This is a genomic window from Allobosea sp. 2RAB26 (assembly GCF_052115465.1).
GTDB lineage: Bacteria > Pseudomonadota > Alphaproteobacteria > Rhizobiales > Beijerinckiaceae > Allobosea.
The window spans coordinates 39,124-62,366 of sequence record NZ_JBFRGS010000023.1; the positions used below are offsets into that span (position 1 = coordinate 39,124).

General features: G+C 64.2%; 24 protein-coding genes. 16 read left to right on the forward strand and 8 right to left on the reverse strand.

The genetic code is table 11. The features are described from left to right. Positions 1-133: 133 nt before the first annotated feature. The 3 genes from AB4118_RS29675 (at position 134) to AB4118_RS29685 (ending at position 3,774) form a co-directional block, all read left to right on the forward strand. A complete protein-coding gene (locus AB4118_RS29675; RefSeq protein ID WP_441493133.1) occupies positions 134-1,819 on the forward strand; it encodes a peptide ABC transporter substrate-binding protein in 1,686 nt (561 codons plus the stop codon). Between the two features lie 88 nt (positions 1,820-1,907). Further along, positions 1,908-2,861 carry an ABC transporter permease gene (locus AB4118_RS29680; protein ID WP_441493134.1) on the forward strand — a complete coding sequence of 318 codons (954 nt, stop codon included), beginning with the start codon at positions 1,908-1,910 and terminating at the stop codon, positions 2,859-2,861. A gap of 37 nt (positions 2,862-2,898) precedes the next feature. Next, on the forward strand, positions 2,899-3,774 hold the full coding sequence (locus tag AB4118_RS29685; protein WP_441493135.1) for an ABC transporter permease: 876 nt from the start codon (positions 2,899-2,901) through the stop codon (positions 3,772-3,774). Positions 3,775-4,022: 248 nt separating this feature from the next. Here the strand turns inward: AB4118_RS29685 and AB4118_RS29690 are convergent, their stop codons facing one another. Next, positions 4,023-4,679 (reverse strand): MarC family protein, encoded by a 657-nt coding sequence (locus AB4118_RS29690; protein ID WP_441493136.1) that lies wholly within the window; start codon positions 4,677-4,679, stop codon positions 4,023-4,025. 135 nt (positions 4,680-4,814) lie between these two features. Continuing rightward, the gene (locus AB4118_RS29695; protein ID WP_441493137.1) at positions 4,815-5,708 is read right to left on the reverse strand and encodes a hypothetical protein; all 894 of its coding nucleotides are present in this window, start codon (positions 5,706-5,708) and stop codon (positions 4,815-4,817) included. 625 nt (positions 5,709-6,333) lie between these two features. On the opposite strand from AB4118_RS29695, the gene AB4118_RS29700 reads away from it, so the two are divergent. The 5 genes from AB4118_RS29700 (at position 6,334) to AB4118_RS29720 (ending at position 11,057) form a co-directional block, all read left to right on the forward strand. After that, positions 6,334-7,596 (forward strand): ABC transporter substrate-binding protein, encoded by a 1,263-nt coding sequence (locus AB4118_RS29700; protein ID WP_441493138.1) that lies wholly within the window; start codon positions 6,334-6,336, stop codon positions 7,594-7,596. A 69-nt stretch (positions 7,597-7,665) separates the two neighbouring features. Further along, positions 7,666-8,634 carry a YVTN family beta-propeller repeat protein gene (locus AB4118_RS29705; RefSeq protein ID WP_441493139.1) on the forward strand — a complete coding sequence of 323 codons (969 nt, stop codon included), beginning with the start codon at positions 7,666-7,668 and terminating at the stop codon, positions 8,632-8,634. 139 nt (positions 8,635-8,773) lie between these two features. Further along, on the forward strand, positions 8,774-9,526 hold the full coding sequence (locus tag AB4118_RS29710; RefSeq protein ID WP_441493173.1) for an ABC transporter ATP-binding protein: 753 nt from the start codon (positions 8,774-8,776) through the stop codon (positions 9,524-9,526). Further along, positions 9,523-10,395, forward strand: a complete 873-nt coding sequence (locus AB4118_RS29715) for an ABC transporter permease (RefSeq protein ID WP_441493140.1) — start codon at positions 9,523-9,525, stop codon at positions 10,393-10,395. Before AB4118_RS29710 ends, AB4118_RS29715 begins: the two co-directional genes overlap by 4 nt. After that, the gene (locus tag AB4118_RS29720; protein ID WP_441493141.1) at positions 10,392-11,057 is read left to right on the forward strand and encodes a hypothetical protein; all 666 of its coding nucleotides are present in this window, start codon (positions 10,392-10,394) and stop codon (positions 11,055-11,057) included. Before AB4118_RS29715 ends, AB4118_RS29720 begins: the two co-directional genes overlap by 4 nt. A gap of 58 nt (positions 11,058-11,115) precedes the next feature. On the opposite strand, the gene AB4118_RS29725 is transcribed toward AB4118_RS29720, so the two are convergent. The 4 genes from AB4118_RS29725 to AB4118_RS29740 form a co-directional block, all read right to left on the reverse strand. After that, positions 11,116-11,664: a PQQ-dependent catabolism-associated CXXCW motif protein gene (locus AB4118_RS29725; protein WP_441493142.1), complete on the reverse strand. Its 549-nt coding sequence runs from the start codon at positions 11,662-11,664 to the stop codon at positions 11,116-11,118. Between the two features lie 2 nt (positions 11,665-11,666). Continuing rightward, the gene (locus AB4118_RS29730; RefSeq protein ID WP_441493143.1) at positions 11,667-12,614 is read right to left on the reverse strand and encodes a substrate-binding domain-containing protein; all 948 of its coding nucleotides are present in this window, start codon (positions 12,612-12,614) and stop codon (positions 11,667-11,669) included. Next, positions 12,589-13,113, reverse strand: a complete 525-nt coding sequence (locus tag AB4118_RS29735) for a c-type cytochrome, methanol metabolism-related (protein WP_441493144.1) — start codon at positions 13,111-13,113, stop codon at positions 12,589-12,591. Before AB4118_RS29735 ends, AB4118_RS29730 begins: the two co-directional genes overlap by 26 nt. Before the next feature lie 115 nt (positions 13,114-13,228). Further along, a complete protein-coding gene (locus AB4118_RS29740) occupies positions 13,229-15,049 on the reverse strand; it encodes a methanol/ethanol family PQQ-dependent dehydrogenase (protein ID WP_441493145.1) in 1,821 nt (606 codons plus the stop codon). A 510-nt stretch (positions 15,050-15,559) separates the two neighbouring features. Here AB4118_RS29740 and AB4118_RS29745 point away from each other — a divergent pair. From AB4118_RS29745 to pqqE, 7 genes are all read left to right on the forward strand, one after another. Next, positions 15,560-16,498 (forward strand): quinoprotein relay system zinc metallohydrolase 2, encoded by a 939-nt coding sequence (locus tag AB4118_RS29745; protein WP_441493146.1) that lies wholly within the window; start codon positions 15,560-15,562, stop codon positions 16,496-16,498. 33 nt (positions 16,499-16,531) lie between these two features. Next, positions 16,532-17,350: a quinoprotein dehydrogenase-associated SoxYZ-like carrier gene (locus AB4118_RS29750; protein ID WP_441493147.1), complete on the forward strand. Its 819-nt coding sequence runs from the start codon at positions 16,532-16,534 to the stop codon at positions 17,348-17,350. 77 nt (positions 17,351-17,427) lie between these two features. Continuing rightward, complete coding sequence (locus AB4118_RS29755) at positions 17,428-18,171, forward strand: pentapeptide repeat-containing protein (RefSeq protein ID WP_441493148.1); 744 nt, start codon at positions 17,428-17,430, stop codon at positions 18,169-18,171. 61 nt (positions 18,172-18,232) lie between these two features. Further along, positions 18,233-18,967 (forward strand): DUF1194 domain-containing protein, encoded by a 735-nt coding sequence (locus tag AB4118_RS29760; RefSeq protein ID WP_441493149.1) that lies wholly within the window; start codon positions 18,233-18,235, stop codon positions 18,965-18,967. 120 nt (positions 18,968-19,087) lie between these two features. Continuing rightward, entirely contained in the window at positions 19,088-19,168 is an 81-nt protein-coding gene (pqqA, locus tag AB4118_RS29765) for a pyrroloquinoline quinone precursor peptide PqqA (protein ID WP_113511953.1), read from the forward strand. Positions 19,169-19,538: 370 nt separating this feature from the next. Continuing rightward, the gene (gene pqqD, locus AB4118_RS29770; protein ID WP_441493150.1) at positions 19,539-19,832 is read left to right on the forward strand and encodes a pyrroloquinoline quinone biosynthesis peptide chaperone PqqD; all 294 of its coding nucleotides are present in this window, start codon (positions 19,539-19,541) and stop codon (positions 19,830-19,832) included. A 56-nt stretch (positions 19,833-19,888) separates the two neighbouring features. Beyond that, positions 19,889-20,959 (forward strand): pyrroloquinoline quinone biosynthesis protein PqqE, encoded by a 1,071-nt coding sequence (gene pqqE / locus AB4118_RS29775; protein ID WP_441493174.1) that lies wholly within the window; start codon positions 19,889-19,891, stop codon positions 20,957-20,959. A gap of 24 nt (positions 20,960-20,983) precedes the next feature. Here the strand turns inward: pqqE and AB4118_RS29780 are convergent, their stop codons facing one another. Both AB4118_RS29780 and AB4118_RS29785 read right to left on the reverse strand, forming a co-directional pair. Next, on the reverse strand, positions 20,984-21,184 hold the full coding sequence (locus tag AB4118_RS29780) for a hypothetical protein (RefSeq protein WP_441493151.1): 201 nt from the start codon (positions 21,182-21,184) through the stop codon (positions 20,984-20,986). A gap of 189 nt (positions 21,185-21,373) precedes the next feature. Then, complete coding sequence (locus AB4118_RS29785) at positions 21,374-22,363, reverse strand: AraC-like ligand-binding domain-containing protein (protein WP_441493152.1); 990 nt, start codon at positions 22,361-22,363, stop codon at positions 21,374-21,376. A gap of 283 nt (positions 22,364-22,646) precedes the next feature. Here AB4118_RS29785 and gfa point away from each other — a divergent pair, with 283 nt between their 5' ends. Continuing rightward, the gene (gene gfa, locus AB4118_RS29790) at positions 22,647-23,225 is read left to right on the forward strand and encodes an S-(hydroxymethyl)glutathione synthase (protein WP_441493153.1); all 579 of its coding nucleotides are present in this window, start codon (positions 22,647-22,649) and stop codon (positions 23,223-23,225) included. The last annotated feature ends 18 nt before the right edge of the window (positions 23,226-23,243 follow it).

A 23,243-nucleotide genomic window follows, 5' to 3' on the forward strand; every position in this document is an offset into this window, starting at 1 on the left:
CGATATCATATGATGAAGATTTTTAGCCGAATGACGCCCATTGTGAAAATGGGTCGCCGCTTGTGTTCATTATTATGATGATGCCTTTCAGCGCATTCGCTGAAAGCGGTTGCCTTGGGAGAGGGGAAGCACGATGCGAGACAGTCACGATCCACGGCGGTTTTCGAACTGGAACCTGAACCGGCGCGATCTCTTCGGCCTCGGCGCCGGCGCACTTGCCGCGACCTACGGCTTTGCCGCACAGGCTCAGACTGCGACTAAGCCCACTGCCCCGCCGCCTGCCAAGCCGACCGGCGTCGTCGTGGTCGGGCTCTCGCAGGAACCGGTTTCCTTCAACCCGCTGATGCCGGGCGTCGAGGTCGACGAAGTCGTCTGGACCAGCGTCTTCAACTCGCTCTGGGTCGCCGAGCCCGATGGCACGCTGCGCCCGGATCTCGCTCTCGCGGTGCCGAGCGAGGCGAATGGCGGCATCTCGGAAGGCGGCCTCGCCTGGACCGTGAAGCTCCGCGACAACGTGAAATGGCATGACGGCACGGCCTTCACTGCCGAGGACGTCAAATACTCGCTGGAACTGATCAACACCGCCGGCTTCAAGGCGCGCACGCGCGTCGGCCATGCCTTCGTCAGGGATATCGTGGTCAAGGGCCCGCACGAGATCTCGTGGCGGATGGAGAAGGCCTACGCCCCCTATCTCGCGATGCTGGCGAACACGCATATCGTGCCCAAGCACATCCTGGGCAAGGCCGCGGACCCGAATACGGCGCCGTTCAACAATGCTCCCGTCGGCACCGGCCCGTTCCGCTGGAGCACGCGGCAGCCCGGCGACAACATCACGCTCGTCGCCAATGAGAGCTATCACGGCGACGGCCCCTATCTCGAGAAGGCAGTTCTCAAATACATCCCGGATCTGACGGCGCTCTATGCCCAGTTCCGCACCGGCCAGGTCGACCTGGTCATCATCTCGGGCATTCCCGCGAATTTCTACCAGGAGGCGATCAAGCTTCCCGGCCGCAAGGTCGCGGTCGCGCCGAGCGGCAATCTCGAGATCATCATGCCGAATCTCGGCAACAAGGTTTTCGCCGAGAAGGCCGTGCGGCACGCGCTCTATGCGGCGATGGACAAGCAGGCGATCATCGACGCGATCTATTATGGCGTGCCGAAGCCGACGGAATCCTTCGCGCCGCGCGAATCCTGGGCGTTCAACCCCGCCCTCCCCGTCCAACAGCGCGATCTTGCCCGGGCCAACAAGCTGCTCGACGATGCCGGCTGGAAACGTTCCGGCTCGGGCACGCGAATGAAGAACGGCGTGCCGCTCGAATTCGCGGTCTCGACGACGACCGGCAACCAGCTGCGCGAGCAATGCCAGCAGCTGATCCAGCAGGATTGGCAGCAGGTCGGCGCGAAGATGACGATCAACAACATGCCGGCAGCGGTGATCTGGGGCGAGTTCTACGTACGCTCCAAATTCGAGTCGCTGCTGGTCGGTACGACCTTCCGCACCGGCGTCGACCCCGACCCGGCCTCGCGCTTCGCCTCCGATGCGATTCCGGTGAAGGGTGGCAGCGGCGGCAACTACATGCAGTGGGAAAATGCCGAGGCCGATGCGCTGATGAAGGAAGGCCAGGAAACCTTCGATCAGGAGAAGCGCAAGGCGATCTATTTCAGGCTGCAGGAGATCGTCCGCGAGGAGCTGCCGATCCTGCCGATCTTCCAATACGCGCCGATCGAGGGCGTGAAGGAAGGCCTGATCGGCTATCGCCCCAATATCAACCAGCGCCAGAACGCCTGGAACATGGGCAGCTGGTACTGGGCCAAGTGATTGGCACCGAGCGAAGTGATTGGCACCGGGTGAAGTGATTGAACGGGCGAAGTGACATGAAGCGCGGAGCGGCCGGGAGAACGGCGCCATGATCGGATTCCTCCTGCGCCGCCTCGGCCAGTCGCTGCTGTTGCTGCTCATCGTCTCGGTGATCGGCTTCGCCATCCTGCACCTGGCGCCAGGCGGGCCGCTCTCGCAATTCGCCGCCGGTGGCGACATGACCCAGGCCGATCTCGACCGCATCGCGGAACAGCTCGGCCTGAACCGACCCCTCCCCGTGCAATATGCGGAATGGCTCTGGCGCATGCTGAGCGGCGACTGGGGCCGCTCCTATCGCGACCAGCAGCCGGTGCTGCACGTCATCGCCTCCCATATCGGGGCGACGCTGGAGCTGATGCTGACCTCGACGCTGCTCGCCATGCTGCTCGGCGCCTGGGTCGGCATCCTCGGCGCGATCAAGCGCTATTCGATCTTCGACTCGCTGGCGACGATCGGCGCGATGATCGCGCTCTCGATCCCGACCTTCTGGTTCGGGCTCGTCATCATCTATGTCTTCTCGGTCGGCCTCGGCTGGCTGCCCGCCGGCAACCGCTACACGGTGGGCGACGGCTCCTTCCTGAACCAGCTGCATCACCTGATCGGCCCCTGCATCGTGCTGGCGCTGGTCTCGACCGCAGTCTGGAGCCGCTACATGCGCTCCTCGATGCTTGACGTGATCAACCAGGATTACGTGCGCACCGCCCGCGCCAAGGGCGTGCCGGAGCGGACCATCCTGCTGCGGCATGTGCTGCGCAACGCGCTGCTGCCGATGATCACCATCACCGGACTGCATGTGCCGACGCTGCTGTCGGGCGCACTCGTCACTGAGACCGTCTTCACCTGGCCGGGCATGGGCCGGCTCTTCCTCGATTCGATCAGCTACCGCGACTATCCCGTGGTGATGGGCATCCTGATGTTCTCCGCCATGCTGGTGCTGCTCGGCAGCCTGATCGCCGACCTGCTCTACGGCGTCGCCGATCCGCGCATCGCCGGAAGCCACTGATGAGCCGGATGTCACCGATGAGCGAGAGGCGCCCTTCATGAGCATGGCCGAACCGATGCTTGCGCCCGCCCCGGGCTTCTGGAACAGCCCGGGCATGCGGCGCTTCCGGCGCCACAGGCTTGCGGTATTCGGGGCTGCGACCATCACCCTGCTCACGCTCGCCTGCATCGTCGGGCCGTGGCTGCTGCCCTATACCGACACTTTCATCGACATCCGCTCCCGCTTCGCGGCGCCCTTCTCGGGCCCGCATGTGCTCGGCACCGACCCGCTCGGGCGCGACATCCTCGCGCGGCTCCTGATGGCGGGCCGCATCTCGCTCGCCGTCGGCTTCTCCGCCATGGCGATCGCGATGGCGATCGGCGTCGTGGTCGGGCTGGTCGCGGGCTTCTACGAGGGGGCCCTGGGCGCCGCCCTGATGCGCTTCGTCGATGCGATGCTGTGCTTCCCCTCGATCTTCCTGCTGCTGGCGGTCTCGGCGCTGATCCAGCCCTCTGTGCCCTCGATCGTGCTGCTGATCGCGATGACCTCCTGGATGGAGGTCGCCCGCGTCGTCGAGGCGCAGATCCGCTCGCTCAAGACCAGGGAATTCGTGCAGGCTTCAGTCTCCTTCGGGGCCAGCAGCAAGCGCACCATGTTCCGTGTCCTGCTGCCCAATGCGGTTGCGCCGATCGTGGTCGCAGCCACGCTCAATGTCGCGCATGCGATCCTGGCGGAGAGCTACATCTCGTTCCTCGGCTTCGGCATCCAGCCGCCGACGCCGAGCTGGGGCAACATGCTCGAAAGCGCGCAGAGCTACCTGACCAGCGCACCCTGGCTGGCAATCATCCCCGGCGCCGCGATCACGCTCGCCGTGACGTCGTTCAACTTCATCGGAGATGGACTACGCGACGCGCTCGATGCGCGGCAGGATTGAGACGCCCATCAGACGGCCGCTCGAAAGCGCGGGGCGCGAGCCAGGGCTGCGCCGGCTGAACGCCGCGCCCGACATCGCCGGTCTCGCCGCCCCATGTCCGCCGCCACCTGCCGAAGCTGGCGCCCGCTTGAAGCCGGCCCCGGCCTGTTCCGAGCCTGCCCTCGCAGCGCGGGCAAAAGCCGCCCTGCCCAATAACAGATTTTGCCCGTCCATTTTTCGCAGGCACGCTTCGCGGACGGAGACGCCGCTCAGTGCAAAGTGGTCATGCCATGCATTTCCAGGGCTTCGACCACGCCGTCGAAAATCAGGCCGCCCCCGATCGCTGAGACAAAGAACCCGACAATGCGGGTGATGGCGTCGATCCCCATCGGGCCGATTCTTTGCGTGAGCTTCTCGGCATAGATCAGGCAGATATAGGTGGTGAACATCGTTGCCAGGATTGCCGCGGAAATAGCGATGAAGGAGAGGATTTCCTTGGATGAATCCTTGATCGTCGCGGTCATCCCGATGATCGTGGCGATGCCGCCGGGACCGAACATGATCGGCATCGCCAGCGGCACGAAAGCGATGTTCGCTTCGCCGGTATCGGCGCCCGAGAGACCCAGATCGTCGCCAGATTTCTTCGGCATGAACAGCTCGAAGCCGATCTTCATCAGGATGATGCCGCCGACGACCCGCACCATGCTGAGCGGAACGCCGAAAATCCGGAGCAGGAGCGTTCCGAAAATGAAGAAGAAGAAGCAAAGCAGCAGCGCGTAGACCGAGGCTTTCAGGGCGACCGTGCGGTGCGTTGCGTTATCCTTGCCGGACAACAGCTTGAGGTAGACCGGCAGGACCTCGAACGGATTGATGATGGCAAGCAAGGTCGTGAAGGTGCCCACGAAGAGAGAAAGCTCGGTCCTCATCCGCATCTCCCCTTCCGATTGCGTGTGCGCGCAGGCCTCTCTTGTCAGGAAATTGCTCCCGGTCGGCGTCCCTGCCGCGCGTTGTCACCTCGACAACGTCGGCCCGCCGCCAGGAACCGGTATCCTGGCCTTGCTTCAGAACCGCAGGCTGAGCCCGACGACCGGGCCATGCATCAACATATCGAAAGCATAACGCCGACGTCCCTCTCCCTGGGCATAGTCGGCGTAGAGCGCCCGATAACCGAGGATGCCCGAATAGGTGATGCCGTTCTTCTCCGCGAAATCGAAGCTGTAACCTGCAATGCCCTGCCACGAGAATTTGCTGCCGCCACCACCAAGGTCGCCACGCAGGAAGATTTCGTGGCCCGGCGCGACGCCGATCCGCATGCGCGCGCCGGCAAAACCGTCAACCCAATCCACCGAGCCGGAACGGGCGATCGCGACATTGCGCCCGAAGCTGAGATCGCCGACATCGACGGTCGCGCCCGCATCGAAGGAGATATCGGCGCGCTGATACCAGTAGCGCGCGCCCGCCAGGACGTCGAAGCCGACTGATCCGTAGCGCGCGAACTCGTAAGCGGCCCCGGCTTCAAGGATGGCCATCGAGGTCTTGGCATCGCCGGACGCGCCGATCGCGCCCGAGATATCCGGCGTAACGCTCCGCGTCCTGACGTTACCGCGATCGATGCTGACCTTGAGCCCGGCGAAATTGCCGAGGAGGGAGAACCGGCCGTTGCGGGCCTCGATATCCGCCATCAGGGCAAACAGCGTGCCCCCATCTCCGAGTGTGGCATCGACGATATCGATGAAACTGGCATCGACCTTCGCGGTTCGCCCCTTCACGGTCTGGTTTCCGTTGAGCGAAATGAGCCAGCCATAGGGCGTGAATCGGTAGGTCCATGCCGAAGTCATCACGGGCGGCACGGGCGTAGTCGGGGGCGGCAGATCGGCGGCCTGCGCCACGACGCTGCCGAGCCCGAGCACCATCGACAAGGTGAAGCCGCATGCCCTCGCGTGGTTGAGTGTCATCGCAATCCCCTTTTCTTGCGATTCATGCTGCGAATTCCACACCCAGCATCCGTCGAAGACTGATCCCGCTCAATGCGCAACTTGCTTCCCACCGCAAAGCAGCGATGGGTGTGACATATTTACTTATCCCACATGCCCAAATTCGGCTTCACAATCACCAGTTTGACGACATGGACCTGGCGTTGCTGCCTTCACCGTCCGCGGCAAGAATGGCCTATCGGATTCGCGCCGCGTTTCCTGAGAGAATCCTCATTACGATCGCCCTAGGATCGAATCGAATACTGTCGCCGGCGCAGAGGAACCTCGCGACGACCCTTGCGATAGGTATCCCGCAGCCAACGTGGGCTCGGATTTACGGCCCGCTCTTTCGGCTTGGAGCGAAAAGCACACTGCGTGAATCCCGCGAGCGTTTACGGAGTCGCTTTCGAATGTCCGCTCAGCGCGCGCTCCGACCCCATGCAGTGGCTCAGGCGCAGGTCGGCACTCCACATCCTTGTGGAACGGCCGGGCATCGGCTTGCCGAGCCGTGCCCCGGTTGACGTCGATTGCGGCTGGGCGCAGCTTTGGAGGGCGTGGGCGACGCGCACAGCTGTAGCTGGCCTTCGCCCATCGGGGAGTGCCGCGCATGGAGGATTGCGAGGCCCATCGCCATGACCTTCGCCTGAAGGCCGGGATGCTGCGCCTTGCGGCCATCTTTCTGGTCTTCGGCGTGATGCTGCTCGCCGGCGGGCCGATCAAGGCGCTTGCGCAATCAGCGCCCCCGACGGAGGCCAGGACGATCGGCATCCTGCTCGTCCGGGAGATCCAGGAGCGCGCTCTCCCGCTGTCGCTGCTCGACATTCCGCCGCCCGACGACGGTATCGCCGGCGCGCGGCTCGCCATTGCAGACAACACCAATACGGGGCGTTTTCTCGGCCAGGAGTTTCGCCTGGACATCATCGAGAGCGCCAAGGCCGAAGAACTGCTCGTCGAAGCCGAAAGCCGCGTCGCCGCGGGGCAACATTTTCTGGTGCTCGACGTGCGCGCCCAGACCGTTCTCAGGCTCGCCGACGCGCTGAAGGGAAAGGATGTGCTGCTGTTCAACGCCGGCGCGCCGGACGAAAACCTGCGCGAGGAGGATTGCCGCGCCAATGTCCTGCATACCGCCCCGTCACGCGCGATGCTCGCCGATGCGCTGGCGCAGTATCTCGTCTGGAAACAGTGGCGGCGCTGGTTCCTGGTTCTCGGAACGCGGCCAGAGGACGAGGCCTTCGCCGGGGCGGTGCGACGCGCGGCAAAGCGCTTCGGCGGCCGCATTGTCGAGGAGCGGGTTTTCTCCGACGAAGGCGGCTCGCGGCGCGCCGATGGCGGTCACGAACAGATTCAGCTGCAGATCCCGGTCTTCACGCAGAATGCGGCGGCCCATGACGTCGTGGTCGTGGCCGACGAGGCCGGGCTGTTCGGCGAGTACTTCCCATTTCGGACCTGGGAGGCGCGACCGGTGGTGGGGACACAGGGGCTGACGGCGACAAGCTGGCATCCCGCGCTCGAACAATGGGGAGCGACCCAGTTCCAGAACCGCTTCAGGCGATCGGCGAACCGGACGATGCGCCCGCTCGACTATGATGCCTGGCTCGCGATCCGCAGCATCGGCGAGGCGGCAGCGCGCCGTCGCTCGACCGCGTTTGCCGAGATCGCGGCCTATCTGCGCTCCGCAGAGTTCGACGTGGCAGGCTTCAAGGGCCAGAAACTGACATTCAGGGACTGGAACGGCCAGTTGCGCGAACCGATCCTGATCGCGACGCCGAAGCTCCCGGTCTCGGTTTCGCCGCAGCCGGGCTTTCTGCACCAGTTCTCGACGCTGGATACGCTCGGGCTCGACCGGCCGGAAACGAAATGCAGATTGTAGGAGAGTAAGTCAGAGCCTGAAGCCAATCGCGTCCTGGTTTTTCGACATCATCATCGGAAACGGAACACCATGCGGCTCACATCATTTCTTTCGGCGGGCGCGCTTTTACTGCTCGGATCCACAGCCAACGCCTACACGGTGTTCGTCTCCAATGAAAAGGACAACACCGTCAGCGTCATCGACAGCACGACGCTGGAAGTGACCAAGACCATCAAGGTCGGTCAACGTCCGCGCGGGGTCGTGCTGGCCCGGAACGGCGAGTGGCTGCTGATCTGCGCGAGCGACGACAATGTCGTGCAGGTCTTCGACACCAAGACCCTGGAATTCGTCAAGAATCTGCCCTCGGGTCCTGACCCGGAGCTCTTCACCCTGCATCCGAAAGGCAACCCGCTCTATATCGCCAACGAGGACGACAATATCGTCACCGTCGTCGATATCGAGAAGGGCTCGGTCCTGTCGGAAATCCCCGTCGGTGTCGAGCCCGAGGGCATGGGCATCAGCCCTGACGGGACCATTCTCGTCAACACCTCCGAAACGACGAACATGGCGCATTTCATCGACACGGGAAGCAATAAGACGACCGACCATGTCCTGGTCGACGCCCGCCCGCGCTATGCGCAGTTCACGCCGGACGGATCGCAGGTCTGGGTCAGCTCCGAGATCGGCGGCACGGTCAGCGTCATCGACGTCAAGACGCGCAAGCCCGTCGGCAAGGTGTCGTTCCAGATCAATGGCGTCAACGCCGACGCCATCCAGCCCGTCGGCATCCGGATCACCAGGGATGGCAAAACAGCCTTCGTCGCGCTCGGGCCGGCCAACCGCGTCGCCGTCGTCGATACCGCAACCCTGAAAGTGGAGCGCTATCTCCTGGTCGGGCAGCGCGTCTGGCAGCTCGCCTTCACGCCCGACGAGAAGCTGCTCTTCACGACGAACGGCACATCGAACGACGTCTCGATCATCGATGTCGAGAAACTGCGTGTCACCAAGTCGGTGAAGGTAGGACGCTACCCCTGGGGTGTCGCCATCGCCCCATTTTGATCAGCGCGCGCCTCGGCACGCAGAAGGCCAAGAGTCGTTCGGAGGAGAGCATGAAGGCTTGCATCGTTGCTCCATCTTTGGCTAACGCGGCGCGGATCATCGTCACGTGAACGCAGCATTCGACGATCGGCGGGTCGGCATGGCGCTCTCGGTCGCCGGGGTCAGCCATGCCTTCGGCGAGCGGCGTGCCCTCGTCGATGTGTCGCTGGAGGTTCCGGCCGGTTCGTTCACCGTTCTGCTCGGCCTCAACGGCGCGGGTAAATCGACGCTGTTTGCGCTGATCACGCGGCTCTATGACAATGTCAGCGGCGAGATCCGGGTCTTCGGCAATGATGTGCGTCGCGCCCCGTCGGCAGCGCTGCGGCAGATCGGCGTGGTGTTCCAGAGCCGCTCGCTCGATGCCGACCTGAGCCTGCTGCAAAACCTCGCCTATCATGCGGCGCTGCATGGTTTCGGTCTCGCCGCGGCGCGGGCGCGCGCCATGGAACTGCTCGACATCATCGGGCTCTCCGACAAGGCACGCGACAAGGTGCGTGCGCTGTCGGGCGGCCAGGCGCGCAGGGTCGAGATCGCGCGTGCCCTGCTGCACGAGCCGCGTTGCCTTCTGCTCGATGAAGCCACCGTCGGCCTCGATATCGGAGCGCGCGAGGGCATCATCGCCTTGGTGCGCGATCTCGTCGCCAGCCAGGGGCTCGGCGTCCTGTGGGCGACTCATCTGATCGACGAGGTCGCGCCGAGCGACCGCATCGTCATCCTGCACAAGGGCCGGGTTCTGTTTGCCGGCGATCACGACAACCTGCTCGCCATGACGGGCACGGCAACGATACGCGAGGCATTCACGACGATGACGGGCTCTGCGGCTGCCAATCCTGCCGGCACGGTGACGGCATGAAGACCATCCCGCTGGATCATGCGCCACCGACACTGGCGGACGCGCCGGAGCGCTCGGGCTTCTCCGGTTATCTCGCCTGCTTCAACGGTATCGTCTGGCGCGAGATGCTGCGCTTCATCCATCAGCGCGAACGCTTCCTCTCCGCGCTGGTGCGGCCGCTCGTCTGGCTCTTCATCTTCGCCGCCGGCTTTCGCCAGGTTCTCGGCGTCTCGATCATCCCGCCCTATGAAACCTATGTGCTCTACGAGGTCTTCGTGACGCCGGGCCTGATCGGCATGATCCTGCTCTTCAATGCCATGCAGTCCTCGCTCTCGATGGTCTATGACCGCGAAACCGGCACGATGCGAACCTTGCTCGTCAGCCCGTTTCCGCGCTGGTTCCTGCTGACATCGAAGCTGATCGGCGGCGGCACGGTGGCGCTGCTGCAGGTCTATGTCTTTCTGCTGATCGCCTATTTCTGGGAAATCGAGCCGCCCCTGCTCGGCTACCTCACGGTGCTGCCGGCCTTGTTCCTGGCGAGCCTGATGCTCGGCGCGCTCGCCCTGTTCATGTCGTCGATCATCAAGCAGCTGGAGAACTTCGCCGGGGTCATGAACTTCGTGATCTTCCCGATGTTCTTTGCCTCGTCCGCGCTCTATCCGCTGTGGCGCATCCGGGAATCGAGCCCGCTGCTCTATGAGATCTGCCGTTTCAATCCCTTCACCCATGCGGTCGAACTGATCCGCTTCGCCCTCTACGCGCAGATTGATCCTGTCTCGCTTGCGGCGGTGCTGGGTTTTACCGCCGTCTTTCTCGCTGCTGCCATTTACGCCTATAATCCATCGAAGGGTTTGCTGGGTCGGCGTGGTGCTCCCGGAGGCACGGCATGACGTTCCCGAGAGGTCTTGTCCCGAGCCAACGCCTGATCCGCACGAGGCTCCGGATCGCCTGCGGCGCGGCCCTGTTGGCAGGCATGTTCGCAGCCTTGCCGGCGCGCCCGGACGAACCGGAATGGCCCTGCGTGCAGCGCAGGGTCGCGACGCTCACTGCGGCGCAGATGTGGGATGGCCCCGATGTCGAGGCGCTCACCGGCTGGCAGGACGACGCGGAGATGGAGCGCCTGATCAAGGCACTCGTCAGCCGCGCCAACCCGATGGAGCAAGCAAGCGAGAGCCTGGCGCAATGGGCCAAGGCCCAGCCGGACTCAAGCCGGGACGAGAAGCTGAAAATGCTGTTCGCCGGCGTGTTGAAGACCATCAATGACGACCGCGCCATCGTGCTCGCAGGGATCGGCCGGTTTCAGCATCGGCAAAGGCAGCTCGCCGAGCGGATCCAGGAGCAGGGAGCGGCGCTGGGTGCGCTGCGCGCCAAGGCGGCGCTGGACGAGAAGGCCAAGGCGGAGCTCACCGTGGCGGAGGACAGGTACAAGTGGGATACGCGGTTCTTCGCCGAGAGGCAGGAATCTCTGCCCCTCGCCTGCGAGATACCGGTGCAGATCGAGCAGCGCGCCTTCGATCTCGCCCGCGAAATCCGGGCGCTGATGAAGGATTGACGCCGCCTCGCCGCGGCCACGGCACTTCGGTGCCGGGCGCTTCGGTCCGGCGCGGGTCTCATAGCGCCGGCGCAATCTCGACGAGCGGAAGCAGCGCCTCGCCCCAGCCATCGCTGCCGTCGGGAAACCAGATGACATTGCTGTACCCCCAAGAGACGGCGCGCTTGGCTGCGTTCCAGGACATCCAGCAATCCTTCAGGCAGAAGAAGACCAGCGTTTTCGCCTTGTCGCCGCTGCTGAGCGTCGCGAGCTGCGCCTGGAAGGCCTGCAGCAACGGTTCGGGGATGACGCCATAGCCGGTATTGGCCAGCCAGACCGCGCCCGGAATGCTGCGATGCGGCGCCTCGCGCCAGACCATGTTCGCCGGCAGGTTGTCGGGTTTCACGGGGCGTGGCAGGACATCGATGAAGACGGCTGATTTCCCGCGCCACAGCAGCTCTGCCGCCCGTGTGTCGATGACGCGGGCGCCCTGGAGCATCGCTGGAACCGGCGCGCGATAATTCTCGGTACGATAGCCTGCGGGTTCGTCCGGGACGGCCCACGCCAGGCCGCCGGCCGCTGACCCCGCCGCCAGCCAGAGTGCCAACAGGGGAGTGCCGCGCCACATGCTCAGCGCCGCGGCGCTGTGATCGGCACCGTGTCCTCGTCCAGCAGCGGGACGCCGAAATCCAGCAGGATCGCATCGATATCGCCCTGCCTCCTGGCGATGATCTCGTTCAACTTGCGTTTCCAGTCATCCTCCTGATGACGCACGCCGAAGGTGATCCGATAAGCCATGCGCGGCCCCATCGTTTCCCTCAGCAGCGGCGTCACGGTCAGCTTTTCGCCGCCGCGGCTGGCGAAATAGCCGCCGATCGGCCCCCACAGGATCCCGGCATCGATCTCTCCGGAACGGATATCGGCGATCATGCGCTCCGCGGGAGAGTCGAAGCGCCGGTCGACCGTCAGCGGATAGGGCCTTGCCTTCTGCATCAGCCCGAGCATCGCCATGTTGTTCCCGGGCGGTGTGCCGGCGACGATGCCGATGCGCTTGTCCTTCAACCGCTCGTCGGCAAGCGTAACGACGCCGTCGAGCCCCTGCCCCGGCCGATGAACCAGGACATAGCTCGAGCGGTAATAATGGTTGCTGTTGAGGACGAGATCGTCGCCCTGCGCGTAACCGATGATCAGGTCGCAGCGCTTTGCGAACAGCGTCTGGCGCACAAATCCCGTCGCCTGCGGAAACCAAGTGTATTCGAGCGGAAGCTTCAAATCATCCGCGACGAGTTCGGCGATCTTGTTCTCAAAGCCCTGCCCCGCCTCGTTCGAGAAGGGCAAATTGGCCGGGTCGCTGCAGACGCGGAGGACTTCGTGATTGACCAGATCGGCACGGCCGGTCTCGGCGGCGTGGCTGGCGCCCCCCGCGGCGAAGAGCAGGATCGCGCAGCAGATCAGCCAGCGAAAGACATCAGCGGGCCGCCATGCCCGCACTGGTGGCCGGGTGGTGGCAGGGCCGGACACGCAGCTGCTGCGCAGCCGTCCGGGCCTCGCTCTAGGAGCCCATGCAGGTCTTTTCATTTTGGACGGCCGTCTCCGGCTTTTCGACGGCGCGTTCCGGACGCGTGCCCCGCGGCAGCACACCATCGGCGCGCGCCTTGAGATAAACGTAGATGTCGTCGAGATAGCACATGACATTGGCGTTATCGCCGAGCGCCGGCATGACGCTCGTCTTGTCGGGGCGCGTGATCGTGCGCCCGCCAGCCACCACTTCCGTGAAGTCGGTATATTTCATGGTTTTCAGGGACCCGACCAGGGCCGGGGCATAGCTCGACCCTTCCCCCTCCGGCCCGTGACAGACATGGCATTCCGAATGGTACCGCCGGAAGCCGGAATAGGTATACCAGTCGACCTTGCCGTCAGCCGTGATGTTGTAGGTCGGCGTGCCGTCCTCCAGCGTCCATTTTCCATCCTGTTCGGTCTTTGCCGGCTTGTCCTGCGACGACCCGCCGGTCGCCGGCAACAACACGGCCAAAAGAGCGAAACCTGCAAGTGCGAAGCCGATGCCGAAATGTTTCACTTTCAGCCTCTCCGGTAGCCGCTGCATCGTCGATTGTCGGCCGTGACAGCCGGGGCGGGCATCAAAAAGGCCGGCGCAACCTGTTCAGCCGCGCCGGCCATCCGTCACGCGCCGATCATGGCAGCGTGAAGACCGTTAACACGCCACCGAGCGCGGTGTAGTCGCGCAGCGCGGCATAGCCGCCGACTGCGCCGAGACCGTCGGTCGGATTGGTCAAACCGGCAGCGAGACCGATCCCGGCCCAGCCACCGATGCCGGACAAGACCGCGACCTGCTGCTTGCCCTTGTGGGTATAGGTCATGACGTTGCCGATGATGCCCGACGGCGTCTTGAACTTGAACAGTTCCTTGCCGTCCTTCTCGTCAACCGCCTTCAGGTAACCTTCCAGCGTGCCGTAGAAGACCACCCCGCCTGCGGTCGCGAGCGCACCCGACCAGACCGAGAACTGCTCCGGAACCGACCAGACGATCTTGCCCTGGCCCGCATCCCAGGCGACGAAATTGCCCATGCCGCCATGGCTGCCGGGTGCCGGATACATCGAGAGGGTTGCGCCGACATAGGGTTGGCCGGCCGTATAGGACACGCGGAACGGCTCGTAATCCATGCAGACATGGTTCGTCGGCACGTAGAACAGACCCGTCCGCGGCGAATAGGCGGCCGGTTGCTGGTCCTTGGAGCCCAGCGCCGCCGGGCAGACGCCCTTCGTGTTCTTGTCCTGGCCGGTCTGGAATGTCGACATGGCCGACACGACCTGCGGACGGCCATATTGCGGGCTGTTCTTGTCCATCACGACCCCGGTCGTCCAGTTGACTTTCGGGTCGAATTTCTGGGCGACGAGCAATTCACCGGTGACACGATCGAGCGTGTAACCAAGCCCGTTGCGGTCGAAATGAACGAGCGCCTTACGGGGCTGGCCGCCAACCGGGATATCGGCGAGGATCATCTCGTTGACGCCGTCATAGTCCCACTCATCGAATGGCGTCATCTGGTAGGCCCATTTCGCGACGCCGGTGTCGGCATCACGGGCAAAGATCGACATGGTCCATTTCTGGTCGATCGGCTTGCCGTCGGCGCCGGCGCGCTGCACCGGGTTCCAGGTCGAGGGATTGGCGGTGCCGTAGAAGAACAGGTTGGTTTCCGGATCATAGGAATACCAGCCCCAGCTCGAGCCGCCGCCGATCTTCCACTGATCGCCCGTCCAGGTCTTCAGCGAGGAATCCTTGCCGACCGGCTTGCCGAGCGACGTGGTTTTCTCCGGATCGATCATCATCTCGCTGTCGGGGCCGGTCGAATAGGCCCGCCAGAGCTGCTTGCCTGTCTTCATGTCGTAGGCGGTGACATGTCCCCGCACGCCGAATTCCGCTCCGGAAATGCCGACGATGACCTTGTCCTTCACCGGCAGGACAGTGGCCGTATTGGTCTCGCCCTTCTTCGGATCGCCGTTGACGACCTTCCAGATTTCCTTGCCGGTCTTGGCATCGAGCGCCACCACCGTGGTGTCGGCCTGATGCAGGAAGATCATGCCGTCCGCATAGGCGACACCGCGATAGACCGTATCGCAGCACATCACCGGAATGACCGACGGATCCTGCTTGGGCTCGTATTTCCAGAGGATCTTGCCGTCCTGATCCAGATCGAGCGCATAGACGATGTTTGGAAACGGCGTGTGGACATACATCGTGCTGCCGATGACCAGGGGCGCGCCTTCATGGCCGCGCAGCACGCCGGTCGAGAAGGTCCACGCCACCTTCAGATTTTTGACGTTGTCCCGATTGATCTGGTCCAGCTTGGAATAACGCGTATTCGCGTAGTCGCCAGTCTGGATGGCCCATTGATTGGGATCAGATGTCTGCTTGATCACATCAGAATTAGCCAGCGCGAGCGCTGGAAAGGCCACGGTCGTCAACAAAGCTGCCGATTGTATAAGCTTGCGCATGACGTTCCTCCTGGCGTTTTTTGTCTGCTGCGATAGCGCTCCATAGCGTGGTCACGGCTGAACACCCGAAGCGTCCAGGCGTTTCGGCATGCGTTCAGGCTACGGCTGCATCGACGCCAACCGGGCGTCAGTCATAGAAGCCGATTTCTACCGGTGCATGTGTAAGCCCTTTTTCAATGACGGACAAGATCGCAGCAAGATTCCACCCCCTCCAATCCTACAAAATTACGTCACAACACGATCCGGACACGCGCCGACACGTCACGATTACTGACCTACGCAAATGCAATCGCAATGAATGCTGCATCGCACAATTCGGGGAGGAGACAGATCAACTTGAGACACGGCACGACCTAAGCGCGAAATGGCACTGCCTTCTTCCGCATGCTAAGAGAGCGGATGGCCGCCGCTGCCCTGCCATCGCGCCCAGATCTGCGATCTTCGCTGCGCGCCCTCAATCGGCGGCCATGTGCAAGACGGGGCCGGCGCATCCGGGCTGTGCTGGGAGCGATGCTCTGTCTCGCACTGGCACTGCCTGGCCGTGAAAGCGGACCCGTTTCCCCGGCGGCGGCCCAGACAACCCCGGCAGCCCAGCCCTTGAGCGTCACCGAGATCGCGCCTGGCGTTTTCGTGCATCAGGGCGCTTATGCGCTCTTTGCGCCGTCAAATCGGGGCGACATCGCCAACCTGTCCTTCGTGATCGGTCGCGATGCCGTCGCCGTGATCGACACCGGCGGCAGCCTGGCCATCGGGCAGGCGCTGCGCGCCGCGATCCGGACGGTGACCGACAAGCCCATTCGCTACGTGATCAACACGCATATGCATCCCGACCATCTGTTCGGGAACGCCGCCTTTGCCGATGACCGGCCGGAATTCATCGGCCATCACAAGCTGGCGCGTGCCTTGGCCGCGCGGGCCGAGCGCTATCTTGCCCTCAACGCGCAACTGCTCGGTCCGGACGCCTTTGCCGGCACCCGCCTGATCGCGCCGACGCGTGCCGTCGAGGACCGGTCGGTCATCGATCTCGGCGAACGCGAGCTCATCCTCGAAGCGCAACCGACGGCGCATACCGACAACGACCTGACCGTTCGGGATTCGGCCTCGGGAACGCTCTTTCTCGGCGACCTGCTGTTCATGCGGCATGTTCCGGTCCTCGACGGATCGATCCGCGGCTGGCTGGCGCTGATCAGCCGCCTCGAACAGGTCGCGGCAAAGCGTGTCGTGCCCGGCCATGGGCCACCGACGGCGGCCTGGCCCGAGGCCGTGCAACCGCAGAAGCAGTACCTGCAAAGAATTTCCGCGGATGTGCGGCGCATGATAAAAGAGGGGCGATCGATTGCCGAGGCCGCCGCGACCGCCGGGCTCTCCGAGAAGGAGAGCTGGCTCCTGTTCGACGAGTTCAACGCCCGCAATGTCACGGCCGCGTTTGCCGAGCTTGAATGGGAGTGATCGCAGCGCCGCCAGCCTGATCCGGAGGATGCCATGACTGAGCTCATCGCACGCCGCAGCGTCCTTTATCTTGTCGGCGCCATGGTCACGGGCCTGCCGGTTACGCTGGCGCGGGCCGAGGACGATCCCTGGCCCGGCCTCCACCAGGACGTGTTCCAGAACCGGCCGATCAGCGAGGAGGACGGGCTGGTGACGCTGGAAGCGCCCGTGCGCGCCGAAGACGCGGCCCTGGTTCCGCTGACCGTGAAAATCGACCGCGACAAGGCATCGGCCCCGCTCACACTGACCTTGCTGATCGACAAGAACCCGGCGCCGGTTGCCGCCACCTTCTTCTTTGGCGAGGGCTCGGGCGAGATCATGCTGTCGACGCGCGTACGGATCGACGCCTATTCGAATGTGCGCGCCGTGGTCGAAACCAGCACCGGGGCGCTGCACATGACCACCAAATATGTGAAGGCATCCGGCGGCTGCTCGGCGCCGGCACCGAAGGATGCCGAGCTCGCCGAGGCCGAACTCGGCAAGATGCAGCTGCGGCAATTCGAGGCAAGCCTCCCGGCCTCGACCTCCCGCGAGGCGCAATTGATGATCCGGCACCCGAATTATTCCGGGATGCAGATGAACCAGCTGACCGGCTACTACATCCCGGCGAAATTCATCACGGATGTCGAGGTAAAGCGCGGCGATGCGCTCGTCTTCCGCATGGAGGGCGGCATCTCGCTAAGCGCGGACCCCAATATCCGCTTCACCTTCCGGTCGACAGGTCCTGATGATGTGCTCACCGCGGTCGCGAAGGATACGGACGGCCGCGTGCTGCACGGCAGCTGGCCGGTCAAGAGCGGAAAGGAAAGCTGATCACGCAGCCCTATAACCCAGCCAGACGCGCCCGCAGGACAGCCGCGCTTGTCGCGCTCTGCCTGTTCTGCACGCCCATGCCGGCGGTCGCCGAAGCCAAGCTGACCGTTCGCGAGGTTACGCAGCGATTGTTCCAGCTCGCGCCCGGCGCGCGTGCCGATCTCGGCGGACAGGATTTGCGCGGCCTCGATCTGAGCGGCCTCGATTTCCGGCGGGCGCGGCTCGCCGGCAGCGATCTCTTTGGCGCCGATCTGGTTCGTGCCGATCTTTCTGGAACCGATCTGCACGGTGCCCGGCTCGACCGGGCGGTGATCATCGGCACCGATTTCAGCGGCGCCGACCTCTCCGACGCGACCCTGCTGCTGCCCAGCGCCGTTTCGAGCCTGTCCTATGATGCAAGCGAAGCGCCTCGCTTCCGGAACGCCAATCTTGCACGCGCCGTCATTGTCGCCCACCTGAGCGGCGCCGATATGCGCGGAGCCGACCTGACCGCAGCCGTCTTCAACTATGCGGATATGCGGGGAACGCTGATGACCACGCTACGCACCGAGCTCTTCGGCTGCGACCTGACAGGCGCGATCCTGCGCCATACCGACCTGACAGGCATCGTGCTGCGCTTTGCCAAATTGCGGCATGCCGATCTGACCGGGGCGATGCTGGTCAATGTCGATCTGTCCAAGGCCGACCTCACCGCCGCGGATCTGAGCGAAGCCGATCTGACCGGCGTCGACTTCGACGGGGCGATCCTGACCGGGGTGAAGGGCCTGGAGAGCGCTCGGGGCCTTGCCCTGGCGCATAATCTCGACAAGGCGTTAAGGTAGCTCAGTCGAACGCGTTGCGGAGCACATGCCGGTGCTGTTGCTCGATCGATCTGTTCGTCCTTTGCTGATCGCCCTCGCGGCCGCGCTGGTGATGCAGCCCGGCGCCCGGGACGGCAGCGCTGAAACACGGGCAAGCGTCGACACCGCCCTGATCCTGGCGATCGACGTGTCGAATTCCGTCGATGCGCGGCGCTATCGGCTGCAGATCGACGGCATCGCGGACGCACTCGATGCCCCCTCCGTGCAGGCGGCCATTCTCGGCGGGCCGCGCCAGGCGATCGCGATCAGCGTCATCCTCTGGGCCGACAAGCCTAGCTTCTCGATTCCGTGGGTCAGGGTCGCCAGCGCCGCCGATGCGCGGGCGCTGGCAGGCAAACTGCGCCGGCTCGCCCGGCAAGGCGGCGAATTCACCTGCGTGGCGCAGATGATGCGCTTCGTCGCCGACAAGATCACGCCGCAAATCCCGATGCGGGCGACGCGCGTCCTCCTGGATGTGTCGGGGGACGGACAAGAAAACTGCAACCCCGAGGCCGCCCCGATGCAGGTTCGCGATGAACTGGTCGCGATCGGCCTGACCATCAACGGGCTGCCGATCCTGGAAGGGAGCGAGGCTGAGACGCTCGCGCGCTGGTATGGCGAGAACGTCGTCGGCGGCCCCGGCGCCTTCGTGCTCCCGGCGCAGGGATTTGAGGATTTCGGGCGGGCCTTCCGGCAAAAATTCATCACCGAGATCAGCGCATGGCCCGCCGCTCCGGGCCGCCCGCCCTCGCGCCTTGCCGCGCATGAACAGCCCTGATCGGCCCTCGCCAGTGAGTTCCGGACAGACGGCGGGCTCTGTTTGCAACAGGCTGCCGGCGGGTGTAGGCTCCCGGCGCCTACTCTTGAGAAGGCTGGCGACGATCTGGAGAAACCGATCATGCGCAAGTGGAAAAAACCCGCAATCATCGAAGTGACAGTCGGCTGCGAAGTGACGTCTTACGCTCCGGCACAGTTCTGAAGCGTCCGTTCTGAGTAACAGGCCGTCGACCCGGGAGCGGTTGCGGGCGCTGGCGCCCGGTTCCGCCGTCGGGGATGGCTGCCACGATGGGATTGTTGGTGTCCGTTCACGTGTCAGGCGGGAAGCCGTCGGGTGCGGTCGCAAGCGGCGTCTATTTGTGAGCATCGCGGATGGCGGGCTCATAGCCGCGCGTGCTGTGCCCTGCGCTTGCTGTCACACGATGGGCGGTCCGGCGCGCGCTCGACAGTGGAGGCGACGGGTTGAGGTGCCCCCCAGCCGTGGCGGCGTGGTCGCGGCAGGTCTGGCGTCGATCCCGCCATCGCGCCCCTGGCACCGATACGCTTGACGAACCTGAACGAGGCGCTGGCCCATGACTGCTGGCATTACGACCGCTGACGTCGCGAGCATCGTCCCGGTACTGCCCCGTGGCGTGCGCCTGCGCTTTGATGATAGCCGCCGGCAATGGTTCCTTCTCGGTCCCGAGCGCGTGTTCGAGCCCGATGAGATGGCGCTCGAGATCCTGCAGCGCATCGATGGGGTGAGTTGCGTCGAAACCATCGTCCAGGATCTGGCGACGACCTTCGACGCGGACCGGGACGAGATCGCCGCCGACGTCATGACGTTCCTGCGCGGCCTTGCCGATCAAAGGATGGTCGACCTGTGAGCGATGTCGAGACGCTTCCACAGACCCAGCCTGCTCGGCCCGAATTGCAGCCGCCGATGGGTTTGCTGGCGGAGCTGACGCATCGCTGTTCCCTGCGTTGCCCCTATTGCTCCAACCCGCTCGAGCTCGACAGGCGCTCGGGCGAACTCGCGACCTCCGAGTGGAAGCGGCTGATCGATGAGGCTGCCGCGCTCGGCGTGCTGCATATCTATTTCTCGGGCGGCGAGCCGATGCTGCGGCGCGACATCGCCGAACTGGTCGCATATGCGCATCAAGCCGGGCTCTATACCAACATGATCACCTCCGGCGTCGGCTTTCAGCCGGCCGTGCTGGACGCAGTCACTGAGGCGGGCCTCGACCATATCCAGCTTTCCATTCAGGCGATCGATGCCGAAACCTGCGATCGCGTTGCCGGTTACACGGGCGCGTGGCAGCGCAAGCATGAAGTCGCTGCCGCCATCGCCCGGCTCGGATTGCGGCTCACCGTCAATGCCGTCGTGCATCGGGACAACGTGCAGCAGATTCCGGCCTTCGTAGAGCTTGCGGAAGAATGGGGTGCTGCGCGCATCGAGATCGCGCATGTGCAGTATTACGGCTGGGGCCTGGTCAACCGCCCCAGGTTGATGCCGACGCGCAAGCAGGTCGAAGCTGCGATGGTGGATGTCGAGGAGGCAAGAAGCCGCACGGCCGGGCGCCTCGTCATCGATTGCGTGCTGCCCGATTACTATGCCCGCTACCCGAAAGCCTGCATGGGCGGCTGGGGCACGCGGTTGATGAACATCACGCCGACAGGGCGCGCCCTGCCCTGTCATGCGGCCGAGACGATAGCGGGGCTGGTCTTCGACAATGTCCGCGACGCCAGCCTGTCGGAGATCTGGTATCGCGGCAGGGCGTTCAATGCCTTCCGCGGCACGGACTGGATGCAGGAGCCCTGCCGCAGCTGTGCGCGCAAGGAGCTGGATTTCGGTGGCTGCCGTTGCCAGGCCATGGCGCTGGCCGGCGACGCGGCCGCGACCGACCCTGCCTGCTCATTGTCGCCGCTGCATCGCGAGGTCGTTGCGCTGGCGGAAGCCGAAGCCGCATCCGAGCGTAGCGATTTCATCTACCGGACCTATCAGGGGGTTTGACGCAACCGTCTCCAGGTCCGCGTGTCAAATGTCCTTCTCATCCGCGCCGGCGCAGCGCCAGCGGACGACGCGCCAGTCGGGATGTTCGCCATTCCATTGCGCGACATAGGGCGCCGCGCTCTTCGCGCACTGGTTCGGAGAGACAGTGATCGCCAGCGGAATCCGCTCATTCCGGCAAATCGAGGGGTCCGTGACGAGACAAACGGAGATGACGATCGCAAGCATCGACTGCTCCCCCACTTTTGCGTGGCCCAGCCCGCCCGACGACAAGGCAGACCGCGCGCCAGCCGCCATCGGAGATGGCTCATCCTACAGGCCTTTGACCGGAAATGCGAAGACCAACGGGCAGCGCATAGGGGAGGCTGCCGCGCTGGAGCATCTGCCTGAACCGCCAAGAGCGGATCATGCTTGTGATCAGCCTCGGGGACCGCTCGCATGGCTGCCCCGTTCGACTGGCCCGGCGTGGCCGAAGCCCGCGGGATCACCGGCCTGCCTTTGGATGGCCGAAGGCGGCATGCCGTAGCGCTTCTTGAACAGATGGGTGAAATGCGAGGAGCTGCTGAAGCCCCAGGAGAAGGCGATATCGGTCAGGGTCTTGCCCGTTCGCGAACCGAACTCGAGCTCTTCCAGGCATTTCTCCAGACGCTCTTGCCAGATGTAGCTGGTGATCGTCGTGCCTTCATCGGCAAAGGACATGTGGAGATAGCGCTTCGTGCAATCCAATGCCGACGAGAGCTGCTCGATGCCCAGGTCCGGATCGCTCAGGTTCTCGCGAATGAAGGCCTTGATCCGGGATGAAAGAGCCGCGCGCCCCGAGGTCCTGAAGGACGTTTGCGAAAAGAAGGGCATCAGCACGAGATCGAGCAAGGTGTCGGCGACCTGGACTTCGCAGCCCGCCGCCAGTGCCGGGGCCTCGTTGAAGGCGGACAGGACGAAATCATGGGCCAGGCGGCCCGCGCCCTCGCGAGCCGAAACCTGTTGCGCCAGGAGTGGATCGAGCGACACGCCACGTTGCTCCAGCAATTGCCGGGGTATGATGACGACATGATGCTTCGTCAGGGCCGCGCTCGTGATCACATGGGGCCTGGACACGTCGTAGATCAGACAGTCGCCGGGCGTGATGACGCAATGGCGGCCATCCTGCTCGAACAGCGAGGTGCCATCGGTCTGAAACAGCACCTTTATCGGGCGACCGCCCAGCTCAGTGCATGAAGCGGGGTGCGCGATCCGGTGTTGGCTGACCTCGATCTGGCAGAGCCGCAGCCGCCGGATCGTCGCATAATCGATATGCCCGTCGATCGTGCCGGCTCCGAAGGCATCGACGCGAAGCGGCCCGCATAGCGTGCCCAGCGCCTGAGCCCAGTACTCGGACCGCAGCGGAGCCGCTGTCGTGGCGGTGCTCAAGGATATGATCGCGTGGGTCATTGTCGCGCATTCCGCTTCGACCGTGCCACTCTACATCGCCGCCCCCTCACAAGGAATGGCCTTCGGCGCGTCCGGCCGGGGCGTGTCTTCGCGGGCAGACAAGGGTTGCTTCCCTTCAGGGCAAGCGTCGCGAAGAGAAAAATACCACATTGCACGCCGGACATGCGCCATCAGACGCATGTAGACGAGCACCGGATTTCCATGCGCGGGATCGAGGTGGTTCCAGACGCGTGATCATACCGGCGACAGGGAGGACGAAATCATGACCCAGACCGTTGCCATCCATCCCTCGATCGATCGCGGCCTCCCGCCGGCTTCCGCCGATTTCAAGGGCGGAACGCTCGTCTGCAAATGCACGGACCGCCCGGTAAAGGTCCGCGTCGACTCGCAATCGGCCCATAATCACGCCTGCGGCTGCACGAAATGCTGGAAGCCCAAGGGCGCGTTGTTTGCGATGGTCGCGGTGGCGCCGCGCAACAAGGTGACCGTGATCGAGAATGGCGACAAGCTCGCGATCGTCGATGAGTCCGCCACGATCCAGCGCCACGCCTGCAAGGGCTGCGGCGTCCATATGTACGGGCGCATCGAGAAGGCTGCCCATCCGTTCTACGGGCTTGATTTCGTTCATACCGAATTGTCGCCGGAAACCGGCTGGTCGCCCCCGGAATTTGCCGCCTTCGTTTCCTCGATCATCGAGTCGGGGGCCGATCCGGCCAATCAGGGCGCGGTACGCGCACGCCTGCGCGAAATTCGCCTCGAGCCCTATGATTGCCTCTCCCCGCCCCTGATGGATTTCATCTCCACCCATATCGCAAAGGCGTCGGGGGTTCTGAAATCCTGATCGGGATTGCTTGGGAGG